At 38.1% G+C, this 22,774-nt stretch carries 20 protein-coding genes; 9 read left to right on the forward strand and 11 right to left on the reverse strand.

Annotated elements, in window-relative coordinates:
* Positions 1–126: 126 nt before the first annotated feature.
* Complete coding sequence (locus FJA49_RS16580; protein WP_140002296.1) at positions 127–1,575, reverse strand: glyceraldehyde-3-phosphate dehydrogenase; 1,449 nt, start codon at positions 1,573–1,575, stop codon at positions 127–129.
* 181 nt (positions 1,576–1,756) lie between these two features.
* Positions 1,757–3,169, reverse strand: a complete 1,413-nt coding sequence (locus FJA49_RS16585; protein WP_140002297.1) for a S1C family serine protease — start codon at positions 3,167–3,169, stop codon at positions 1,757–1,759.
* A gap of 182 nt (positions 3,170–3,351) precedes the next feature.
* On the opposite strand from FJA49_RS16585, the gene dapF reads away from it, so the two are divergent.
* From dapF to FJA49_RS16610, 5 genes are all read left to right on the forward strand, one after another.
* Positions 3,352–4,134 carry a diaminopimelate epimerase gene (gene dapF, locus FJA49_RS16590; RefSeq protein WP_140002299.1) on the forward strand — a complete coding sequence of 261 codons (783 nt, stop codon included), beginning with the start codon at positions 3,352–3,354 and terminating at the stop codon, positions 4,132–4,134.
* Between the two features lie 11 nt (positions 4,135–4,145).
* Positions 4,146–4,679 carry a GNAT family N-acetyltransferase gene (locus FJA49_RS16595; RefSeq protein WP_140002301.1) on the forward strand — a complete coding sequence of 178 codons (534 nt, stop codon included), beginning with the start codon at positions 4,146–4,148 and terminating at the stop codon, positions 4,677–4,679.
* Positions 4,680–4,692: 13 nt separating this feature from the next.
* Positions 4,693–5,733 (forward strand): endolytic transglycosylase MltG, encoded by a 1,041-nt coding sequence (gene mltG, locus FJA49_RS16600; RefSeq protein ID WP_140002303.1) that lies wholly within the window; start codon positions 4,693–4,695, stop codon positions 5,731–5,733.
* Positions 5,734–5,735: 2 nt separating this feature from the next.
* Positions 5,736–6,650, forward strand: coding sequence for a DUF2279 domain-containing protein (locus FJA49_RS16605; RefSeq protein WP_140002305.1), 915 nt, complete (start codon positions 5,736–5,738; stop codon positions 6,648–6,650).
* Positions 6,651–6,747: 97 nt separating this feature from the next.
* Entirely contained in the window at positions 6,748–7,389 is a 642-nt protein-coding gene (locus FJA49_RS16610) for a peptidoglycan-binding protein LysM (protein ID WP_140002307.1), read from the forward strand.
* Positions 7,390–7,454: 65 nt separating this feature from the next.
* On the opposite strand, the gene FJA49_RS16615 is transcribed toward FJA49_RS16610, so the two are convergent.
* Genes FJA49_RS16615 through dnaA form a run of 3 tightly spaced genes read right to left on the reverse strand, consistent with a single transcriptional unit; the run spans position 7,455 to position 10,114 of the window.
* Positions 7,455–8,171 (reverse strand): SAM-dependent methyltransferase, encoded by a 717-nt coding sequence (locus FJA49_RS16615; RefSeq protein ID WP_140002309.1) that lies wholly within the window; start codon positions 8,169–8,171, stop codon positions 7,455–7,457.
* Positions 8,168–8,635: a low molecular weight protein-tyrosine-phosphatase gene (locus FJA49_RS16620; protein ID WP_140002311.1), complete on the reverse strand. Its 468-nt coding sequence runs from the start codon at positions 8,633–8,635 to the stop codon at positions 8,168–8,170. Before FJA49_RS16620 ends, FJA49_RS16615 begins: the two co-directional genes overlap by 4 nt.
* Positions 8,636–8,686: 51 nt before the next feature.
* Positions 8,687–10,114 (reverse strand): chromosomal replication initiator protein DnaA, encoded by a 1,428-nt coding sequence (gene dnaA, locus FJA49_RS16625; protein ID WP_140002313.1) that lies wholly within the window; start codon positions 10,112–10,114, stop codon positions 8,687–8,689.
* A 201-nt stretch (positions 10,115–10,315) separates the two neighbouring features.
* On the opposite strand from dnaA, the gene FJA49_RS16630 reads away from it, so the two are divergent.
* Positions 10,316–10,720, forward strand: coding sequence for an acyl-CoA thioesterase (locus FJA49_RS16630; protein ID WP_140002316.1), 405 nt, complete (start codon positions 10,316–10,318; stop codon positions 10,718–10,720).
* Positions 10,721–10,740: 20 nt separating this feature from the next.
* Here the strand turns inward: FJA49_RS16630 and FJA49_RS16635 are convergent, their stop codons facing one another.
* The 3 genes from FJA49_RS16635 to ribD are packed head-to-tail and all read right to left on the reverse strand — an operon-like array spanning position 10,741 to position 13,000.
* Positions 10,741–11,352 (reverse strand): IMPACT family protein, encoded by a 612-nt coding sequence (locus tag FJA49_RS16635; protein WP_140002318.1) that lies wholly within the window; start codon positions 11,350–11,352, stop codon positions 10,741–10,743.
* A 3-nt stretch (positions 11,353–11,355) separates the two neighbouring features.
* Positions 11,356–11,964, reverse strand: a complete 609-nt coding sequence (locus FJA49_RS16640) for an HAD family hydrolase (RefSeq protein ID WP_140002320.1) — start codon at positions 11,962–11,964, stop codon at positions 11,356–11,358.
* Complete coding sequence (gene ribD, locus FJA49_RS16645) at positions 11,957–13,000, reverse strand: bifunctional diaminohydroxyphosphoribosylaminopyrimidine deaminase/5-amino-6-(5-phosphoribosylamino)uracil reductase RibD (RefSeq protein WP_140002323.1); 1,044 nt, start codon at positions 12,998–13,000, stop codon at positions 11,957–11,959. Before ribD ends, FJA49_RS16640 begins: the two co-directional genes overlap by 8 nt.
* A 51-nt stretch (positions 13,001–13,051) precedes the next feature.
* Between ribD and FJA49_RS16650 the strand changes: the two genes are divergently transcribed.
* Both FJA49_RS16650 and prmC read left to right on the forward strand, forming a co-directional pair.
* Entirely contained in the window at positions 13,052–13,864 is an 813-nt protein-coding gene (locus FJA49_RS16650) for a hypothetical protein (protein WP_140002325.1), read from the forward strand.
* 20 nt (positions 13,865–13,884) lie between these two features.
* Positions 13,885–14,730: a peptide chain release factor N(5)-glutamine methyltransferase gene (gene prmC, locus FJA49_RS16655; RefSeq protein ID WP_140002327.1), complete on the forward strand. Its 846-nt coding sequence runs from the start codon at positions 13,885–13,887 to the stop codon at positions 14,728–14,730.
* 4 nt (positions 14,731–14,734) lie between these two features.
* Here prmC and FJA49_RS16660 read toward each other — a convergent pair whose 3' ends face one another.
* On the reverse strand, positions 14,735–15,976 hold the full coding sequence (locus tag FJA49_RS16660; protein WP_140002329.1) for an ABC transporter permease: 1,242 nt from the start codon (positions 15,974–15,976) through the stop codon (positions 14,735–14,737).
* Positions 15,977–16,147: 171 nt separating this feature from the next.
* On the opposite strand from FJA49_RS16660, the gene hisS reads away from it, so the two are divergent.
* The gene (gene hisS, locus FJA49_RS16665; RefSeq protein ID WP_140002331.1) at positions 16,148–17,515 is read left to right on the forward strand and encodes a histidine--tRNA ligase; all 1,368 of its coding nucleotides are present in this window, start codon (positions 16,148–16,150) and stop codon (positions 17,513–17,515) included.
* A 90-nt stretch (positions 17,516–17,605) separates the two neighbouring features.
* Here hisS and FJA49_RS16670 read toward each other — a convergent pair whose 3' ends face one another.
* Together FJA49_RS16670 and FJA49_RS16675 are read right to left on the reverse strand one after the other, a co-directional pair.
* A complete protein-coding gene (locus FJA49_RS16670; RefSeq protein WP_140002333.1) occupies positions 17,606–22,249 on the reverse strand; it encodes a LamG-like jellyroll fold domain-containing protein in 4,644 nt (1,547 codons plus the stop codon).
* A gap of 312 nt (positions 22,250–22,561) precedes the next feature.
* The gene (locus FJA49_RS16675; RefSeq protein WP_140002335.1) at positions 22,562–22,768 is read right to left on the reverse strand and encodes a hypothetical protein; all 207 of its coding nucleotides are present in this window, start codon (positions 22,766–22,768) and stop codon (positions 22,562–22,564) included.
* Positions 22,769–22,774 lie beyond the last annotated feature (6 nt).

Here is a 22,774-nt window from a genome sequence, read left to right on the forward strand (position 1 = left end):
ATATATTAAATCGCAAAATGTGAATGTTAATATTTTAAAAGTTTCATTTTGTGAATTATATGAATAAAAAAAATCCGCCTTATTGCTATGACGGATTTTTTACCAAAATTAAAATTCAAAAAACTACTAATAGTAAGAATATCTTCTTACTTTAGAGATGTACTTCGCTAAGCGAATTACCTGATGGCTATAGCCATATTCGTTATCATACCAGATGTATAATACGATATTTTTTCCATCGGCAGAAACTATGGTTGCATTACTGTCATAAATTGACGGAGCAGAAGTTCCTACGATATCGGATGAAACAAGTTCGTTGTTAAGCGAATATTTAATCTGTTCAACAAGTTCACCTTCCAAAGCATAATGCTTCATGATATTGTTGATTTCTTCAACAGATGTTTCTTTGTTAACTTCCAGATTTAATACTACAAGTGAACCGTTTGGTACAGGAACACGGATAGCATTTGAAGTCAGTTTTCCAGCTAGGCTAGGCAATGCTTTAGCAACAGCACTGCCGGCGCCAGTTTCAGTGATAACCATGTTTAATGCAGCAGCTCTACCACGACGGTATTTTTTGTGCATGTTATCAACTAAGTTCTGGTCGTTTGTATAAGCGTGGATAGTTTCCAAATGTCCTTTTACAACACCCAAAGTATCTTCAACTGCTTTTAGGATAGGAGTAATAGCATTTGTAGTACAAGATGCAGCAGAGAAGATATTTACTTCGTCTGGACTGTATTCGTTGTGGTTAACACCATGAACGATGTTTGGAACACCTTTACCAGGAGCAGTAAGTAAAACTTTATCAACTCCGTTTGATTTTAGGTGTCTTGCCAAAGCTTCTTGTGTTGTGAAAGCTCCGGTATTGTCGATTACCAAAGCATCAGAAATTCCGTAAGTTGTATAGTCGATTTCTTCTGGGCTTCCTGCTGTAATAACGTGAACTGTAGTTCCGTTGATGATTAGGGAATTGTTTTCCGGATCAGCAGAAACAGAACCTTGGAAGTCGCCATGTATAGAGTCGTATCTCAAAAGAGAAGCTCTTTTCTCTAAGCTTGTTGCATCATTTTTTTCACGGACAACAATAGCTCTCAATCGCAATTGTGTTCCTTTTCCTGTCTTAGACATCAATTCGCGGGCTAGTAATCTTCCAATACGCCCAAAACCGTACAATACAACATCTTTTGGCTTGTTATTTGGAAAATCTTTTGCATTTTTCAATTTGTCAATAACAAAAGCCTTTGCATCATTGTATTTATCGTCCTCCAGGTGGTATTCGTAAGTTAGTTTTCCGATATCCAGTTTTGCAGGAGGAAGGTCTAAAGATAAGATAGCACGAGCGATTTCGACAGAATCAAAAACATTAATCGGCTTTCCAACAAATTCTCCGGCATATTCGTGAAGATTGATAATATCGCTTACATTGGTGTTGATCAGCTGATTTTTGAAAAGAACCAATTCGATAGATTTGTCATACCATAAATCACTAATGATTTTAATGAATTCTACGCCAGCTCTTCTTCTGTCTGCCTGAAAAGAAAGCTCTTTTTCGTATAGTGCGGTCTTTGTCATAATGTAAAAAAATGTAGTTTAGTGTGTTGTGCATATTTTGATGGCGCAAAAGTATAGATTTCAAACGTTTTCGTAAAGCATTTTATTAAAAAATTTACATAAAAAAAGCCAGTCATAAAACTGGCTTTTGTATTAAATAGTTTCTAGCATGCATAGATGTTAAGATACTAGCATGTCGGAATTATTTTACTTCAACGAAAAATTTAACTAACTCACCTCGTTTATTAATCATTGTCAGTTCGACCATAGATTCGTTAGCTATTTTCTCATTGAGAATGTTTGCAACTGTTTCAGTATCTGTAGCCTTCGCGTCATTAACGGCTATAAGGATATTTCCTTTCAAGGCATTATAGTAACGCATAAAACTTTGGTTGGTGATGTCTTTGACTTTTACTCCATAGTCGATATGAAAGCGTTTTTTATCAGAAGCATCTAGGTTTTCAAAAATAATCCCGTTTAGTTCGGCATTGACAAATTCATTTTTAGTTATGGTTACCGGAACTTCCATTGCTTTGCCATTTCGGATGAATGTTGTTTTTACAACATCATTCGGACGCTTAGTATTTACATAGCTTGATATGTCAACAAAACTTGAAATGTTAGTATTGTCTAGTTTTATAATGACATCACCTTGCTGGATTCCCGCTTTGGCTGCGCCAGAATTTTTGTCAACTTTCTTGACATAGAAGCCTTGTGATGTAGAAAGTTTCATGTCTTTTGTCATGTTGCTGTTCAATTCATAGCCTTCCACGCCAAAGATTCCTCTTTGGACATTTCCATATTCCATAATATCCTCAATGATTTTTCGGGTAATATTGGATGGAACAGCAAATGAATAGCCTACATAAGAACCCGTCATAGAAGAAATCATGGTGTTAATTCCAATCAGTTGACCTTTGGTATTTACCAGCGCACCACCGCTATTTCCTGGGTTTACGGCCGCATCGGTTTGAATAAAAGACTGGATTCCTTTTTGATCCAAATTTCTGGCTTTAGCCGATATGATTCCTGCGGTTACGGTAGAAGTAAGGTTATACGGATTTCCTACTGCAAGCACCCATTCGCCTACTTTTACATTGTCTGAATCTCCAAAAACAGCATAAGGAAGTTTTTTATCGGTATCGATTTTCAATAAAGCGATATCCATTTTGGAATCTGTTCCAACCAGTTTCGCCTTATAAGTTTCTTTGTTGTTTAAGGTTACTTCTAGTTCAGATGCATCCTGAATTACGTGATTGTTGGTCACAATATATCCGTCTTCAGAAATAATCACCCCAGAACCGGTACCTACCTGTGCTTGCTGCTGGCCGCCTTTGTAGCCGTAAAAATATTCAAGCATCGGATTGCTGACGGTTCTGTAAGAAAGATTCTTGACATGGACTACGGTATGTACCGCATTGTCAGCAGCAGTTGTAAAATCAACTGCTTCTGCTCCCAATCCCACGTTTTTCGTATAATTTACGGGGGCAGTTGTCACAATTGATTTTGTGTTGTTAGAAAATAAGCCGTCATTTTCAATGAACAGCTTGTAAGCGCCCAAAGTGGTTGCGCCACTTAATAAGGACACTAAGAATAAACCGGAAAATCGTTTCATAGTAGTTGTAATTAAGTTATTTAATCGTAAATATATATTGAAAATTGTGCCATGATTTTAAGTTTAACTACTGGTTAACAATGATTAACATTTCATTAAATATTCCTACTTTTGTTCTGATTAATTTCGTACCCTGACAGGGTGTGCAACACCCTGCCAGGGTTAAAACAAACAAACGGAAAATGCAACTCAACTTCTATAAATATCAAGGAACCGGAAACGATTTCATCATGATTGACAATCGTCAGGGATTATTTTCTAAAAGCAATACCCAATTGGTAGAAAGTCTTTGTGACAGGCGTTTCGGAATTGGCGCAGATGGACTGATTTTACTTGAAAATGACAATTCGACAGATTTCAGAATGGTCTATTATAATTCAGATGGGAATGAAAGTTCTATGTGTGGAAACGGCGGGCGCTGTCTGGTTGCTTTTGCAAAGAGTCTCGGAATTATTAATGATAAAACCATCTTTATTGCTACAGATGGTCTGCATCATGCTACTATTTCTGAAAACGGAATAGTCTCATTGCAGATGAAAGATGTAGATGAGGTGCAACTAAAAGAGGGTTATGTGTTTTTAGATACGGGTTCGCCGCATCATGTTGAACTGGTAAACGATTTGGAGCATTTTGATGTAAAAGGAAAAGGTGCTGCCATCCGATATGGTGAATTGTACGGACAGGGGGGAAGCAATGTGAATTTTGTAAACCAGGAATCGGCTGATACTTTTTCACTACGTACTTATGAAAGAGGCGTAGAAGATGAAACACTTTCCTGCGGAACCGGTGCAACGGCGGTTGCCATTGCAATGCACGCTTTAGGCAAAACAGCTTCTGACAAAATCCAATTGAATGTCGAAGGCGGAAAACTGGAAGTTTCTTTCGTTCCTAAAGATGGAAAATATACTGATGTGTTCTTGAAAGGACCTGCTACTTTTGTCTTTGGAGGAAACGTTACGATTTAACAAAATATCAGATGATAACCCTGCAAGGAAAAAATATTTATCTCAGAGCTCTCGAACCCGAGGATCTTGAATTTGTTTTTGCTGTTGAAAATGACGAATCCATATGGGAATTCAGCAATACGCAAACTCCGTATAGTAGGTTTCTTATTCGTCAGTATCTCGAAAATGCCCATCAGGATATTTATGAAGCCAAACAATTGCGTCTGGCTATCTGCAAAAATGATACATTTGAGGCTATCGGTTTGATTGACCTGTTTGAATATGATCCAAGAAATAATCGTGCAGGAATAGGAATCGTTATCAAAAATGAAGGAAACCGGAATCAAGGCATAGGTTCGCAGGCCTTGGAACTGCTAATCCACTATTCGTTCCGTCAATTAAATTTAAAACAGCTGTTTGCAAATATCAATCCCAAGAATGAAGCAAGTATAGCACTTTTTACTAATTTTGGCTTTGAAAAAATCGGAATAAAAAAACAATGGAATCTAATCGATGGCGTTTATAAAGATGAAGCGATGTTCCAGCTAATCAATCAACAATCTTAAAAAAGAGTATTACGTGAAAATTAAAAAAATCGTTGCAATATTTTCAGTGCTTTTAGTACTGGCATTGTCTATCTATGGTTATATGCTGTACAGAAAAATCTTTTCTGCCAACACAAAGTTTTCTGAAAGTGAGATGTTTGTCTATATTCCTACGGATGCAAATTATGAAACTGTAGAGAAAATTGTGGCTCCCTATATTGAAAACATGGACAACTTCAGGATGGTGGCTGAAAAGAAATCGTATGTCACCAACGTAAAGCCAGGTAAATTTCTTTTGAAAAAAGGAATGAATAACAACGACATCATTAACTCGTTGCGTATAAGCTTACCTGTAAAGTTAGCATTCAATAATCAGGAAAGACTAGAAGATTTTGCTGGAAGAATTGGCTCTCAGATTGAAGCAGACAGTACTTCCTTAATGAAAGCTTTTACGGATAAGACCTTTTTGGAAGAAAACGGATTTACAGAAGAAAATGTATTAAGCATGTTTATTCCGAATTCGTATGAATTTTTCTGGAATACTTCTGCGGAAAAATTCCGTGACAGAATGGCGAAAGAATACCGTGGTTTTTGGAATGACGAGAGAAAAGCAAAGGCAGAAGCTTTAAATCTTACGCCATTGGAAGTTTCTTCTTTGGCAGCGATCGTACATAAAGAAACAGTAAAAACAGACGAAAGACCTAGAGTGGCGGGAGTATACTTAAACCGACTGAAATCAGGAATCAAGCTTCAAGCGGATCCTACGGTTATTTATGCTGTGAAGAAAGAGGCGAATGATTTTGGGCGTGTTATAAAAAGGGTTTTGAATAAAGACCTTGAAACGGTATCGCCATACAATACATACCAAAATTTCGGATTACCTCCAGGGCCGATTGCTATGCCTGACGTATCAGCAATTGATGCCGTATTGAATCCGGAAAAACACAATTACATCTATTTCTGTGCAAGCGTAACTAATTTTGGTTACCACGAATTTGCCGTGACTCCTGCTCAGCATGAGGTGAATCGCCAGAAATATATAGCTTGGGTAAACCAACAAGGAATCAAAAGATAGTTTTGAAATATTATAGCGCATTATATTTTTTATTCTTGCTGCTATTTACAGATGGCCTGGCGCAAAATCAATTCCAAGATTTTCTCAGGCCATCTGATAGTTTAAATATACAGCGAAGAAATGCCGTTGTCATTTCAGAAGGTATAGCCATAACTGGTGCTCTTGTTGGGCTGAACCAGCTTTGGTATAAAGATTATGAAAAATCCGGCTTCCACTTCAAAAATGATAATGCCTCCTGGCTCCAAATGGACAAGGCCGGACATGTGTATTCTTCTTACCATATTGGACGCTTTGGAGCAGAACTCCTGGATTGGAGCGGTGTTTCAAAAAAAGACCAACTAATTTATGGAGCCACCACAGGCTTTGTATTTTTGACCGCAGTAGAAGTTCTTGACGGATATTCTTCAGAATGGGGTTTTTCATGGGGCGATGCCGCAGCTAATGCTTCGGGGACTTTATTGTATGTGTCACAGGAACTGTTATGGGATGAACAGCGTATTGTTCCGAAGTTTTCTTTCCATAGAACTCCGTATGCCAGAGCACGGCCAGAAGTGTTAGGCGCATCATTTTCAGAAGAAATCTTAAAAGATTATAATGGTCAAACTTACTGGCTGTCGGCCAATATCCATTCTTTTTTTAAGGAATCAAAAGTTCCAAAATGGCTTAACCTAGCTGTTGGTTATGGAGGCGAAGGAATGATTACGGCAAATGATGAGCTCGTCAACACGATTTTCCTGCCAGAAAAGCAAAGAACGCGCCAATTTTATCTTAGTCTCGACGTCGATTTGACAAAAATTAATACCAATTCACATTTTTTAAAGACGCTTTTTTCTGTTTTTAATTCTATTAAGGTTCCTGCACCTACCATAGAATTCAGGGAGTTAGGCGGTATAAAGTGGCACTTTATCTATTTTTAGAAAATATTAACATGCTGATTTTCAGCTTAATATTATTTATTGTATATTTGCCCCGTAGAAATTTCAAGAAGGTGACAGCGCTTGAGAAATCAAATTTATGTTAAGAAAGTATTATTTTTTTGCCGGACTGATACTGTCCGTTGCGTTCATTACATTAGGGTTTACCTCTAAAGAATCAGAAAAAGACTCTTGGTTTTATGTAGGAGATGATGAAGAAATCATTAGCACAGTTCCTACACTCGATGAAAGCCAATATGTCAACCTAGAACTCCCTTACACCGGGAAATCGTACACAGGCTTTAAACAAGCCATTGCCATCAGAGAATCTCAAGGCCAATACAAATTAGTAAATCCTTTTGGATACATGGGGAAATACCAATTTGGCATGTCAGCTCTTCGTTCCATCGGAATCAAAAGCAGAAGCGAGTTCTTAAATAATCCTAGACTTCAGGAAAAAGCTTTCAAAGCGTTATTGTCTATCAATAAGGCGCAATTGTCGGCTGAAATTGAAAAATTTGAAGGAAAGATTATCAATGGAGTCAAAATTACCGAATCCGGAATTCTGGCAGCGGCACATTTAGGTGGAGCCGGTTCCGTAAAGAATTACTTGCATAGCAATGGGAAACGCAAATTTAAAGATGGCTTTGGTACATCAATGAAAAGTTACTTTAAGCTATTTGCTGGCTATGATACTTCGCATATCATTCCTAATATGAATGCAAAAGTGAAGCTGAATTAAAAAAAGCTTATCGAAGAATAAAAAAAGGAAGACGAAAGTCTTCCTTTTTTTGTTTTATGTTTCTGCTAATTGGTCTTGTGAATGATAAAAATACAAGGTCGGTTATGCAGGTCTACTTTTGTTTTTTTCCAGTCTGCCACTCTTAGTGTTTTGATATATTCGGTAGGCAGCGTAATATCGCAGGCAATGCATAATAAGGTATTGCCTTGCAAGGTTTGAAGTAGGTCTTCCAGTAACTTATTGTTTCTATAAGGTGTTTCTATAAAAAGCTGGGATTGGTTTTTGTCGTAAGACAACTTTTCCAGGTTTTTTAAAGCCGATTTTTTTTCTGACTTGTCAATAGGAAGATAACCGTTAAAAGCAAAACTCTGTCCGTTCATTCCGGATGCCATAAGTGCCAATAGGATGGAGGATGGGCCAACCAGCGGAACTACCTGTATTCCTCTTTCATGGGCAATCTTAACGATTACTGCACCTGGATCGGCAACTCCGGGACAACCGGCTTCAGACATCAATCCTACATTAATTCCCTGGAGGCAAGGTTTGATCATCTGTTCGTATTCCTTACTGTCGGTATGTTTGTTAAGCAGGCTTATTTTTAAATCCGGCTGTTTTTTTTCAGGATGTACGACTTTTATTGACTTCCGTGCTGTTTTTTCGTTCTCAACAATATAATAATCAATGAAATCGATGGCTCTCTTGACCGTTTGTGGCAATACATCCATCGGGTCGCTTTCGCCAAGCGTTGTCGGAATCAGGTATAGTTTTCCTAAGGCTTTCATTGGTGTTTTGCTATAAGTTTTTCAGCTATGATTTCGCAGACTTCGTCTAACATGCCGTATACATTCGAAAATCCGTCTTCCAATCCGAAATAAGGATCCGGAACATCTACATTTTCGTCAGGGAAAAGCTCGTTAAGAATCAAGCTGACTTTTGATTTTGCTTCTGCATTTGGAGCCAGACGCATGACATCTTTATAATTAGAATTGTCCATTACAAAAATATAATCGTTGGTCTCAAAATCTTTAGCAGTAAACAATCTTCCTCTTTGTCTTGAAATGTCCAAGCCTTTTGATTTGGCAATAGCTATGGATCGGGAATCGGGTTGTCTTCCAACATGCCAATCACCAGTACCTGCTGAATCTACGATAAACTGATTCCGAGGAAGTTTAGACTGCAAGATACCTTCTGCCAATGGTGAACGGCAAATGTTTCCGAGGCAGACCATCAATATTTTTACAGGCATAATGTTAAGTGTCGGTTATCAGAATTCAGGCTTCAGAAAGTTTCTGAACTCTTATAAAGATAATTTCTTATTGATATCGTCAACAAATTTCTTGAACTGCTTGTCTGTCGAAACCAGGTTGTCAACAGTTTTGCAGGCATGAAGTACGGTTGCGTGGTCACGGTCTCCGATTTGCGATCCGATATTAGCCAAAGATGCTTTGGTATATTTTTTTGCAAAGAACATGGCCAATTGTCTGGCTTGAACCACGTGACGCTTTCTTGTTTTAGACTGAAGCATGTCAAGGTCAAGCTGGAAATAATCGGATACGACTTTTTGGATATAGTCGATTGAGATTTCGCGCTTTACGTTCTTTACGAATTTTTCAACAATTTGTTTGGCAAGGTCAAGTGTCACTTCTTTTTTGTTGAAAGAAGACTGCGCAATTAAGGAGATAATAGCTCCTTCTAATTCGCGGACATTTGACTTGATGTTTCTGGCAACGTATTCAATGATTTCTTCAGGAACTTCAACACCGTCACGATATAGGATGTTCTTCAAGATAGAAATCCTTGTTTCATAATCCGGCTGGTGCAATTCTGCAGAAAGTCCCCATTTAAAACGAGAAAGCAATCGTTGCTCAATATCCTGCATATCAACAGGAGCCTTGTCTGAAGTAAGGATTACCTGTTTTCCGTTTTGGTGCAAATAGTTGAAAATGTGGAAAAATACATCTTGAGTTCCGGTTTTTCCAGATAAGAATTGTACGTCATCAATAATAAGGACATCGATTAATTGGTAAAAATGGATGAAATCATTACGTGTGTTTTTCTTTACGGAATCAATATACTGCTGCGTAAATATTTCAGCAGAAATATAAAGTACGGTTTTTTCAGGGTATTTGTCTTTTATCTCAACGCCTATAGCATGTGCTAAGTGGGTTTTACCCAAACCAACGCCACCAAAAATCAACAAAGGATTAAAAGAAGTGCCGCCTGGTTTGTTAGCAACAGCCATACCTGCTGAACGAGCCAATCGGTTTGAATCACCTTCAAGGAAGTTATCAAAGCTGTAATTGGCATTCAGTTGAGATTCGATTTTGACATTCCTGATTCCAGGAATAACAAAAGGATTTTTTAGTTCAGGATTTTTATTTTGTAATGGAACATCAACATCCTGTGCTTTTACAGGTTGGCGGTGCGCACTAGGCAATTGTTCCGTAAACGGTTGTTTATTGCCATAAGTGTTTTCCATCTTAATTTTATAGAGTAACTTTGCGTTTTTTCCAAGTTCTTTTGTTAACGCAACTTTTAATAATTTTACATAGTGTTCCTCCAGCCATTCATAAAAGAATTTGCTGGGAACTTGGATGTATAGAGCATTGTCTGTTAGCTCAACCGATTTAATAGGTTCAAACCAAGTTTTGTATGCCTGATCTTGAATGTTGTCCTTTATAAAAGAGAGACAATTTTCCCATACCGATTGCGCAGTTTTGTTCATATATCCTGATAAATTATTATTGTTTTTAAAGTAATTCCTACAAAAGAAAAAGAGCCTCTTTCGTAACTTCTTTGGGAGAACAAATATGTGACAAAAATCTGTAAAAAAAAATTAATTACATGTTGATTTTGTAAAAATATTGTTGTAAGTACACAGTAAAAATACATTGTCTTAACCTTAATTTTAAAATGCAAAAAAAGGATGCGAGAATATGAGTTTAAAGTAAGGGTTCGTTATGCTGAAACGGATCAAATGGGTGTTGTTTATCATGGGAATTATGCCCAATATTTTGAGATGGGACGTGTGGAATGGCTCAGAAATCTAGGGGTTTCGTATAAATGGATGGAAGAAAACGGAATTATGCTTCCGGTTGTCTCTCTTTCTATGAACTACAAAAAACCGGCTCGCTATGACGACCTGATCCGAGTGAAAACCATCTTTAAAAGCCAGACTTCTGTGAAGATAGAATTCGACTATGAGATTTATAACGAAAAGGATGAGTTATTAACAATCGGCAATTCTATGTTAGTATTTGTAGACATGAAAACAGGCCGTCCAACGCTCCCGCCGGACTATATTGTTGAGAAGCTTTTAACGCTTGCATAGGAATACTATTGAATCGGTATTTATTCTTTTAATTTGATGCCGATTTCATATAAATTAGAAAAAATGTCGAATACCATTTCGGCATTTTTTTTTCGTGTTTTTATCTCAATCTCGCAGCTCATTTCCATTTTTTGCGAAACGATATCCAGATTTTTCTCCTTGATAACCCGCATTACTTTGTTCATGTTTTTGTAATCAAAAGAGACCAGATAGTGGATGTCGATTGTTTTTTCTGCAATTTCCGAAGCTTCCAAAGCCATTTGTGCGGCGGCTCTATAAGCTGAAATCAAACCTCCAACACCTAATTTCACACCGCCAAAATAACGGACAACTACAACCAATACGTTTGTAATTTCAAAAGATTGTATCTGACCATAAATAGGCATTCCAGCACTATTGCTAGGCTCGCCATCATCATTGGCTCTGAAATATATTTTTTCTGTTCCGATTTGGAATGCGTAACACCAATGTCTTGCAGAATGATGCTGTTTGCGTAAGTCTTCAAGGATTTCTTTGGCTTCCTCTTCAGAGGAAATCGGAAATGCGTAACCGAAAAATTTGCTATTTTTTTCTTTGTATAGAACTTCTTCCGAAGGAAAATCGAGCGTTCTGTAAGTATCTTTTACTTCCAAAATTTATAGAGAAATAATTTTTTTGTCGAACATATCTACAACATCTTCCTCGCCAACTTTTAGGTTCCATACTTGAAATCCTAGGCTTTCGGCAACATCTGTATTGTCTTTTCTGTCGTCTACAAATAAAGTGCGTTTGGGTGATAATTCGTGCTTGTTGATAATATAATTAAAAGCTTCCGGCTCCGGTTTCCGTTGTCCGATTTCAAAAGAGAAATATACTTTTTCAAAACATTGGTAGAAATCCCTACTAAAAGATTCGCCAACTATGTGCTCGAATTGCTCCACATGGATTGAATCCGTATTGCTTAGCAAAAATAAACGGTAGCTATGCGAAAGTTTATGAAGAAATTCCAATCGGTATAAGGGAAAATCCAAAAGCACCTTGCTCCAGGCATTTTTGATTTCTTCCAACGAAGCATTTGGGATATGGCTCTGGATTCCTTTCAGGAAAGCATCTTCTTTGATGTTTCCTTTTTCAAATTTATAGTTCAGCTTGTCCAGTTCTTCTGTCCATTCTTTCAAACCCAACGACTTCAAAGCTTTTTGCATAGCATCGAAATCCAGGTTGATGAAAATATCTCCAAAATCGAAAATTATTGTATTAATCATGGCTTTTGAAAATTAAGAGTTCGTCATTCAGGATGCTCTTCCTGTCTATCAATTCTCCTTTAATTTTTGGAGCTGCTGTCCCGGAAACCAATGAAATAGCTCCTTTGAAGACTCTGGCTTCGTCCCAAAGTCCTGCATCGATAAAAGTTTGCAATGTCATTTTGCCGCCTTCGATAATCACGGATTGGATATCGTTTTGGTGCAAAATTTTCAAAATAGAATCGGGGAGGCTCCTATCAAAGATAGTATTTTCAAAAATAATATTTTCAGAATTTGTCGTTTTTTCTGCTTCCGTAATGATAATTGTTTGGGATGAATTGTCTTTTACGGCATAGTGATCAGGAATTTTTCCGGTTCTGTCGAGTACAACACGAATCGGATCATTGCCTTTCCAATCACGGGAATTTAATTTGGGGTTATCGTCAAGTACCGTTTGCGTCCCAACTAAAATGGCTTGTTCTTCAGTTCTCCATTTATGGACTAATTGGCGAGAATAGGTATTGGTAATCCAAACCGGTTTTTGCTCGTCTCTTGTGTCAGGACTTAAAAAACCGTCGGCACTTTCTGCCCATTTTAAAATAATATAAGGTCTTTTCTTTTGATGAAACGTAAAGAAACGTTTGTTCAGTTCGTTGCATTCTTTTTCTAGAACACCAACAGTTACATTCCGCCCGGCTTCGTTCAATTTTCTGATTCCGTTTCCAGAAACTTTTGCAAAGGGATCAATCGTTCCTATAACAATATTGGGTATTTTCTGCTGAATAATCAGATCGCAGCAAGGAGGTGTTTTCCCAAAATGACTGCAAGGTTCCAGACTGACATAAATTGTTGATTTTTCGAGCAGAGACTTGTCTTTTACAGAATTTACGGCATTGACTTCGGCATGAGGTTCGCCGGCCTTTTGGTGCCAACCTTCGCCTATGATTTTACCTTCATGTACGATAACGCTTCCTACCAAAGGATTTGGATAAGTCGTTCCAAGTCCATTTTTGGCAAGCTCTATGCATCGTAATATGTATTTTTCGTGTATCTTCACGGAACAAAAGTAAGCTAAAATTTTTTAGAGCTTGAAATCCTGAATCCGAAAATGAAAAGAATAGTATTGCCTTTTTTCTTATTTTTTATGCTGTTTTCCTGTAAGGACAATAAAGATGTCCAGCAGATAAAAACTAGTGATACAATTGAAAATACAGTTGTTGAAAAAGTGCTTCCAACAGATGAGGCTGTTCCTGAAGATGCTGATTTTAAAAACGATTTTGATATTTTGCTGGCTACAAGTTATCGCACTTGGGAAAATAATAACCCTGCTACTTCCTTGACTAAAAACTGGATGGACTTATATGAGAAGAATGACAAGTTCTATCTTGGGAAAGCTGATTTTAAATTAGAAAGCGGCTATGATGAATGTGCCGGAGATTCTACCAAAATTATCAATTCCAGTACCAAAACGCTTCTTTTTATGGATTTGCCGGAATTAAAGTCAGGTGAAATCAAATCATTAAAAATTGATAAAAATAAAATTTGGCCTAAAGAAAAAATAACTCTTGTTTTTAATGGTGTTGAATATTTTTTAAGAGCAGAAGGCGAAGTGCTTGCTTCCCAAAAGGTTATTAATGACGGAGGAAAGGAGGAAATTTTCCAAAACGTAAAAAACTACAAACTCTATATTTCTACAAAAAACACTCCTGAAAAACTGCTTTTGCAGGAAGCTTCTTTCAATGATACTTTTGTTGAATTGCTTTTTGCTGGTGATATTGACGGTGATAGCAAATTGGATTTTATTTTTAGAGCCAATAGGGATTATGAAGAGGAAAGAGTAATTTTGTTCCTGTCTTCTAAAGCCAGTCCGGAAAATAGTGTCAAGAAGGTAGCTGAAATTGCTGTCCAATTTGATTGCTAGAACTGCAAAAAAAAACAAAAATGTTAGCTAAAGAATATCGGAACCATTTTATAGAAAAATTGACACCTCTGTATGATGTATTGGAAGCGGAAAGCTTTTTTTATATCCTATTGGAGGACTTCCATCAGATGAAGCGTATTGATTTGGCGCTGCATCCGGATTTTATTTTTACGGACAAAGAAATCGACAAATGGAATCAGGTTTTAGAAAAACTTGAAAAAGAAATCCCAATACAATATATTTTGGGGAAAGCTCATTTTTATGGATTGGAGTTTGAAGTGAATGAAAATACACTGATTCCCAGACCCGAAACCGAAGAGCTGGTTGAATGGATTGTCAAAAAAAACGAATTCAAAGGCAAAATAAAGATTCTCGATATAGGAACAGGTAGTGGCTGTATTGCAATTTCACTGGCGAAAAACCTTCCCAATGCGGAGGTTTTTGCAGTTGATGTTTCGGAAAAAGCATTGGAAATGGCTAACAGAAATGCTCTTGCAAACAAAGCGGATGTCGTTTTTATGCAAAAAGATATTTTGAAGACAGAAAATCTAGTGCATGATTTTGACCTTATCGTTTCCAATCCGCCGTATGTCAGGAATCTTGAAAAAGAAGAAATCAAAAAGAATGTACTGGACTATGAGCCGCACCTGGCTTTGTTTGTTGAAGATGATGATGCCTTGCTTTTTTATCGCAAAATTTCTGAATTGGCACAGAACAATCTAAAAGATAACGGAGAACTCTATTTTGAAATTAACCAATATCTCGGGCCAGAAATGATTAATCTGTTAGAAGCGAAAAACTTCAAAGAGATCGAATTGAGAAAAGATATCTATGGCAATGACCGAATGATTTTCGGAAGAAAATAAGAGGTTATTCGTATCGTAAAGCTTCTATAGGATCTAGATAAGCCGCTTTTATTGACGGGTAGAGTCCTGAAAATAAAGCAACAAAAAAGCTGATAGCCACTGCTGCAAAAATTGCTGTCCATGGAGCAGCGAATTCAAATTTCATTACAAGAGAAATTATGTAGCCAATTAGTACTCCAAGAAAAATTCCCACAAAACCGCCCATCTGCCCAATAACAAGGCTTTCTGTGAAAAACTGAAAGGCTATGGTAGAACGTTTTGCGCCAAGCGCCTTACGTACGCCAATTTCACGTGTTCTTTCGGTTACAGAAACAATCATGATATTCATTAAGGCAATAGAGGAACCAAAAATGGTAATAATACCTATGACCCAAGCGGCAATACCCATAAATTCTGTTTGGGAGCGAAGCATTTCCAAAAGTTCGTCGCTTCGGGTAATTCCGAAATTATTTTCTTCAACCGGGTTTAATTTTCGAACTTTTCGCATCGTGATTATGGCGTCATCAACAGCCGCATTCAATAATTCTTCTTTTCCTACGAGCACTTTCAGGTCGTAATTGATGTTAGGAGCTGTAAATAAAGAGCGCGCAATTTGGGTTGGAATCAATACACGCAAATCCTGACTGTTTCCAAATGTGGAACCTTTTTCTTTAAGCACTCCAATTACTCTGAATTTGGCGCCTCTGATAGAAAGTACCTTGTCTATTGGGTTGACATCTTTTAATACTCCTTTTAAAAAATCAGAACCTACGATGCATACATAATTATTGTTTTGGATATCAAATCCGGTGAAATTTCTTCCTACCTGAGTTTCTAATCCTGAATTGATAAGGAAGTTTTCATCTACACCCAAGACCGAAATATCCGGGTCAGTCTTTTTATTTTCAAATTTGATTTCTGCGGTAGAGGTTGCCGTAAAAGACAAAGAAGTTGTGGTGAAAGGATAGGTATATTTTTCCTGAAATGCTTTGGCTTGCGGGTAACTAATGATCGGATTGATCTTTTCAACATTGTTATTTCTATTGATTTGAGCCGAATTATCGTATTGGCTCATCGAAAATGTATTGGAACCCATAGAGGAAAAATTACTGCCAACCGTGTTCTCCAAAGCGGTTACCAACGTAAGGATTCCGACCAATGCCGTGATTCCGATAGCGATAATAAGTACCGTTAAGATGGTACGCAATAATTGAGTTCGGATGGAACCCAAGGCGATATGCACGTTTTCTTTCAGCAGTTTGAACATGTCTCCGTTTTAATGGCTCTAAAGTATGAATTTTAAGTCATAAGTCGCAAGTTGGATATCAAAAGTTACAAGTTTAAAGCCAAAAGTTGAAACCCGATTCTATTTTCCCAAATCCCAAATAAAAATAAGATATTTGCATAAGTTTTAAGTACAACAAAGAAGTCAAAAAAAATGGCCAAACCGGGAATTCCAAAAGGGACCAGAGATTTTTCACCAATCGAGGTTTCGAAGCGACAGTATATCATCCAGATTATAAAAACCAATTTTGAACGATATGGCTATCAGCCTATCGAGACGCCATCTTTTGAAAATTCCGAAACCCTTATGGGGAAATACGGAGAAGAAGGCGACCGTTTGATTTTTAAGATTTTGAATTCTGGCGATAAAGTAAAAAAAGCAGATATGGCAGCTTTAGAGGCAAACAATCTTGCTAAATTTTCCAATTCATTATCAGAAAAAGCATTGCGTTACGATTTGACCGTACCATTTGCGAGATATGTTGTGCAGCATCAGGCAGAAATTGAATTTCCATTCAAAAGATATCAGATTCAGCCTGTTTGGAGAGCTGATAATCCACAAAAAGGGCGTTTCAGAGAATTTTACCAATGCGATGCCGATGTTGTAGGTTCCACCTCTTTGTGGCAGGAAGTAGAATTGGTGCAGTTGTATGATGCCGTTTTTACCGAATTAGGATTGGAAGGTGTCACCATAAAAATCAATAACAGAAAAATATTATCCGGTATTGCAGAAGTTATTGGTGCAAGCGATAAGCTTATCGATTTTACCGTGGCTTTGGACAAGTTGGATAAGATTGGCGAAGATGGTGTAAAAAAAGAAATGCTTGGAAAAGGGATTTCACCGGAAGCAATAGAAAAAGTACAGCCTTTGTTTCAGTTTACCGGAAGCATTTCTGAAAAAATAAGTAAGCTTTCAGAACTTTTGCAATCATCAGAAGAAGGAACAAAAGGAGTAGAGGAGTTGCAATTTATTTGTGATACTGTTGCTAAGTTAGGCTTGAAAAAATCAAACTTAGATTTAGATGTGACATTAGCTCGTGGACTGAATTATTATACCGGAGCTATTTTTGAAGTAGCTGCACCAAAAACGGTAGCCATGGGTTCTATTGGCGGTGGCGGTAGGTATGATGACCTGACAGGAATTTTCGGATTGAAAAATGTGAGTGGCGTCGGAATTTCTTTTGGACTTGACAGAATTTATCTGGTTTTGGAAGAATTGGGACTTTTCCCGCAAACGGTTACCGCTACTTCCAAAGCTATCTTTTTTAATTATGGAGAAGCCGAAGCTTTTTATGCGATGCAGGCCATTGCAAAATTAAGAGATGCAGGAATAAAAGTAGAGATGTATCCTGACAAGGCAAAACTAGATAAGCAATTCAAGTATGCCGAAAAGCGTCAGATTACTTATGCTATCATGGCAGGCTCTAATGAAATAGCAACAGGAAGCTATAGCGTAAAAGATCTGGTGACAGGCGAGAAGCACACTGTAGATTTCGAAGGTTTGAAAAAAATGTTACAATAATTAGAGTCTCATATAGAAACAAAAAGTCCCGGAAAACCGGGACTTTTTTTATAAAATCAACCTAAATAAATATAATCCCCATAATTATAATTATTTTACGATGATTTTTTTGCTTAGCTCACCATTGGTGGTTGTTATTTTAACGATATACGTTCCAGTGCTTAAACCTGAAATTGGAATCTGGATGTTTTGCTGTGTTTGGTTTTCCACATCCCATGACGACAAGTTTTGACCCAGTAGGGTGTAAGCAGCAACAGAAGTTATCGTCGTATCCATTAATTTGTTTTTGATATGCAACATATTGTTGTTGCTTGTAAAGGCAATATCAACTCCGTCTACCAGGCTAGGATTATTAGTTCCCAGACTTTCGCTTGGAGAAAATCGCAATGAAAATCTTCGGTCGTGCAATCCGGCATCAAGGTTTATCTCGAAAGTAGTATTCCTGATGTTGTGGTAGATTCCTGTCATGTTATCAAAAATGTAAACTCCCTGATTTTCGTCCAGATTCTCTACTTTGTCCAACATGAATTTTACGTTTCCAACAGCATCTGCTTTTACGGCCAATGGGTAAATATTGTTAGTATTGAAATAACCGTCACCCTGGATGACCAATTTGGTGCCATTATGGATAAAATACATATCGTTGACCTGAGTGTCAATGTGAATGGCATCATATCCTGGTTCGATTTCGCTGCTGGCAAGATCGTTCATGAAACCTAAAAGAACCTGCCTGTGGTAATTGTCTTTGGAATCATATCCTAATCGTATCTTGATGAAATCATCCTGATCTTCTTCCAGATTTTCTGCATTGTTTTCAAAATGATTGACATTCGGAATTGTACGGGCCTGGTTTCTGAACATTAGGTTTGAAGTGGCGTTATCTTCCTTGACGAATTGTCTTTGGTTGTTGTTAAAAACCATATCACCGCCAATACTACTTGAGGTTACAAAAAATCCTTGTCCAACCGGTACATATCGGTTTGGGATTTTTGAACCAGGGCCTATGTTTCGGAGTTCCGGCTGTGACATTGCTACAACTCCGCCTACAAGATTTCTTGCGGCATAACCTCCAAGATAGGATAATAATATATGTGTTTCACCTCCAAAATGATCCCAGAAATAGAGAGTCCCTGTTGTAGTAGCCAGGTTATCATTGATAAAAGCTGTCGCATCAAGTGCTGAAGGATATGGATTTCCTGTCAGGTTTAACAAGTTTGGTCCTATATTGTATTGGATTCTTCCATTGTTAGGCTTGCCCACAAAAGTATAGTTCTGTTTTGGAGTAGCGGCACCGCTTCCTTTCATTGTAAAACCTTGCGCAGCAAGTAATGCTCCGGTATGGCCTACATAAATCCAGTTGGCATAATTGTTTGAAGCACTTTGGAATTTATAAAGCCATTTGCTGCTCAATGTTATTGGTGAACCAGGTGCGCCATCTGTGCCAGATGTCCATGAAATTGTCTGAGGAGTGGTTGTTGTACCGTCTCTCAATACACCGTTTATAGTATATCCGATATTATTTGTCGTACCGTTTTGTGTACTTACAGGCGAACACCAGTAGTTATAGTTGTATTTATTACTTGTGCCTTGTTGGTCTCTTTCTAAAGATCCTGTACTGGTAGGGTCAAGGTCACTGTTTAATGTTTGTATCAGCTGTGATTTTCCAACAAGATCAATTTTACCGTTTACTTTTAGGTAATGAGATACTTCAATTTTGGAGTCGTTTTGAGCGCTTAAAGTATTGTTGATAACATTAAGTCCAAGCACGGTCTTGTTTCCTACAGAAGAAACATTATGTGATGTTTGTACAATATTCCAATCTACTGGAATACTGGCGTTCACGATGGAAACATTATTTGGAAGTTCCTGTACGCTTCCGTTAGTCCATGTAGTAGTAGTAGCCCATGCTCCGTCTGTTGCAGACTGATAAGGAAGTGGAGCAGTTTGCGTACCTACAATATTTTTGTCTACTGTAAGGTATTTGATTCTAGCCCAACGATTATTATCAGACTTGTCTTTTATAGACGTTCCGTAAAAAGTATTCAGATCATAGTAAGCCTGAAGATTGTTCCATGGAATACTGGAAATATCGTTTTTAGTAATTGTATTAGGAATAGCTTTTCCATAGGTATTTGTGCCGTTCTTTTCGATTTCCTGATTCATGATGTAGCGGATTTGAGCCACGGTCAAAGCGCTGTTCCAAACTCTGATTTCGTCAATATCACCTGAAAATACGCTGGAAATTGATGATTTGTTCGACCATAATGCACCAATAGAAAAATTAGCCGTATTTGAAGTTGGAACCGGTTGGCTTGTAGTAGTAGCATCTAGCACACCATCAATATAAAGGTTGGCAGTGCCACTATTGAAAGCAACAGCTACATAATGCCATTTTCCGCTATTGACAGAAGTCGCGCTTGTGATTCTATCGCCACCATTCCAGTTACCTACGAATTTGTTTGAGCCGTTGATATAGAATTGGTAGGCACCATTTTTTGCCAAAACAGTACCGCCACCGCTTGTGTGTCTAACCCATCCTGATACGGTAAAGTTAGAATTAAGGTTGATGTTTTTTTCTCCCAATACGAAATCTCCGGTTTGGTTGTCGAGCCTGTATTTGTTATCAAATTGGTTGGAAACACCAAAGCTGAAAAATTTAGAACCGTCGAAATCATACCATACCTCATAATTGCTGCCAGTGTCTGTCAATGGAATAATATCAACAATGTCGTTGCTTCCGAATGTACTTGTTGAAGAAACAATCAATACATATTCCTGAGTTGCTGTTTTTGTAAAATTAGAAGTCAGGGACGATTTTGGAAGTGATACTACAACCTGGCCGACATCAGTTCCTGTTTCTACAATTTTCCATTTTCTGTTTCCGGCAGTAAAAGAAGTAGTAAGCCCGCCAAGATTGACATTTGTAGTTGTTCCGGAAGAAGCAAAACTACCGTTGTTGCATCCCCATACTAAATAATCTTTATTTGTCGTGAAAGTCGAAGCGTTTTGCGTGTTTGTTGTCGCTATTTCTCCTAATCCAATGGCAACATCTGTTGCTAAATTAACACTTCTGGATTGTTTTTGGTTTAATTTAGAGAGGTCGTCACGGCCTATTCCAGCAATATTCCAGTTAAATCCGGCATTAGAAGTGGTATTCCAGATTACTGTCCCGTCAGAATTTGTGTAGTTTTGAGATGTACCGTTTGTACCCATTGTTATACCGTATTTGATAGCCAGATAGCTTTCAATTCGGATTCTTTCGGTAGCATCATTTTTACGTGAGCTAAAGGTGATGATTTCAGCAACTCTTCCGTCAAGTGTCGCTTTCCATCCTTCACTTCGCCCAATCCAATATTTTCCGTTAGATAGGTTGGCAAATGTTCCGGTTGAAGTTGTATTTACAATGTTTAAACCGTTATAAAAAAGTTCCTGAGCTGTTGACCCGGCATTGTTTCTGGTATTGATTATACCAACGTTTGTATAAGTTTTTGTAGTGCTTGTTTCGGCAATACCATATCCGTTTCCTAAACCTGATGAGGTAGCATAAGCATACGAAAGAACCTCGTTGTTAAAACGCTGTGAATAGGCACCAAAACCAATTCCTGTTCCATCATTTTCCTGCGTTGCTATATCAGCATCGGAACAAAGAATATCCATACTTCCGAAAGAGCTGTTCACGGTAACATTTGGAATGACAACAATAAACTGGTCTTGTGTATAATATCCTGAATTTCCTACTAGATATTGCTGCCCTGCCAAGCCATAATTATAGCTGCCCGCCGCTTCTGTAGAGACATTCTTAAAGTCAACAACAGCGTTGAAATTGACGTTGTCAGTCGAGTTGTTTTTGAATTTTGGCTCTTGCCCTGATGTATATACTGAAGCGTTGCTTCCCATGGCTTGTGTTTGCCAGGAAGAAACATTGGTGTTGTCTGCTACAGAGTTCGTCCCGTTTACTAAGTCGGCACGAAGCCATAATTGCAAGCCGGCTGTAATACCACCGGGTCCGTTAGGCAAAGTATAACTAACGACTATCTGTCCGTTAGCTCCGTTACCTCCATTTCGAGTGGCAGAACCGCTGGTTCTTTTTCCACCACCGCCACCACCGCCAGGTACAGTACCTGCAGCGCCGTTTCCATTGTTGGTGCTTGAGTTGACTCCGTTACCGCCATTTCCTCCTCCGGCTGGTGCGGTTCCACCGTTAAAAGTGTTACCATTGACTCCGGCAAGAACAGTTCCTGCTGAAGAACCTCCACCTCCACCATATACGGTTAATATAGTGGTTCCGTCAGCACCATTACCGCCAGAACGCTTAAAATCGCCTATACTTGCAGCAGCAGTACCTCCGTCGCCTCCGGCAGTTGTATTGTTTGCAACGCTTTCGCCTCCTTTAGCAAGCAGAGTAGTGGCTGAGCCAAACCAGGAGTCGCCTCCGTCTGAAGTTGAAGTACTTCCGGCGCCTACAGTAACGGTGTAAGTAGTAAATGGAGTTACGGTTATTACGCTTCTAACATAGGCTCCACCGCCACCGCCGCCACCGCCGCCGTTGTTTGTTCTGGTTCCTCCTTTTCCGCCGCCGCCCCATGCCTCAACAGTGATGCTGGTAACGCCAACGGGTACAGTAAATGTTCCTGAAGTTGTATAAGTCTGGTTTTGTGAATAGCTTACGGAAGTAAGCAATACAAGAAATAGTGTAAGCGTCAGCTTACAGCCTAGTAGGTAGGTTTTTTTCATAATCTTATGGGGTTTAGATAATGATAAATTGCGATAAAATAGACTTGGGGTCTTTATAAGTAAAAGTTGCAGGGGTTAGCAACTTGAGCTATTTTATAGATTTTAAAGATTAATACTAGATTTGGGTATTCAAATATAAAAAAGTTTTTTTAAATTTTAACATAAATTAGCAAAAATGTAGTGTAAAAAATACAAAGGCTTGCAAACACTGGGTGTTGCAAGCCTTTAATTAATAGGGTTTTACGTTTTTGAGAGCTTTTATTCCTGCAAAATTGCTATTTGAATGATGCAAGAAGAGAAACTCTTTAAACATTATGAATTTCTTTTCGCCAGTTTTGGACTGTATTTTAAAAATACATAAGCCAATCCAACCAAAGCAAGAAGCCAAATGTGGTCGCTAATTGGAGCAGGAGGGCCGTCCAAATCTTCAGGAACTTCTTCGGGATTTTGTGCCAAAACCGATAGTGAACTAAATAAGAAGAAAGCCAGGCTCAGGAATTTTATAGCTGTATTTTTCATGTTTTC

Source organism: Flavobacterium microcysteis, from assembly GCF_006385255.1.
GTDB lineage: Bacteria > Bacteroidota > Bacteroidia > Flavobacteriales > Flavobacteriaceae > Flavobacterium > Flavobacterium microcysteis.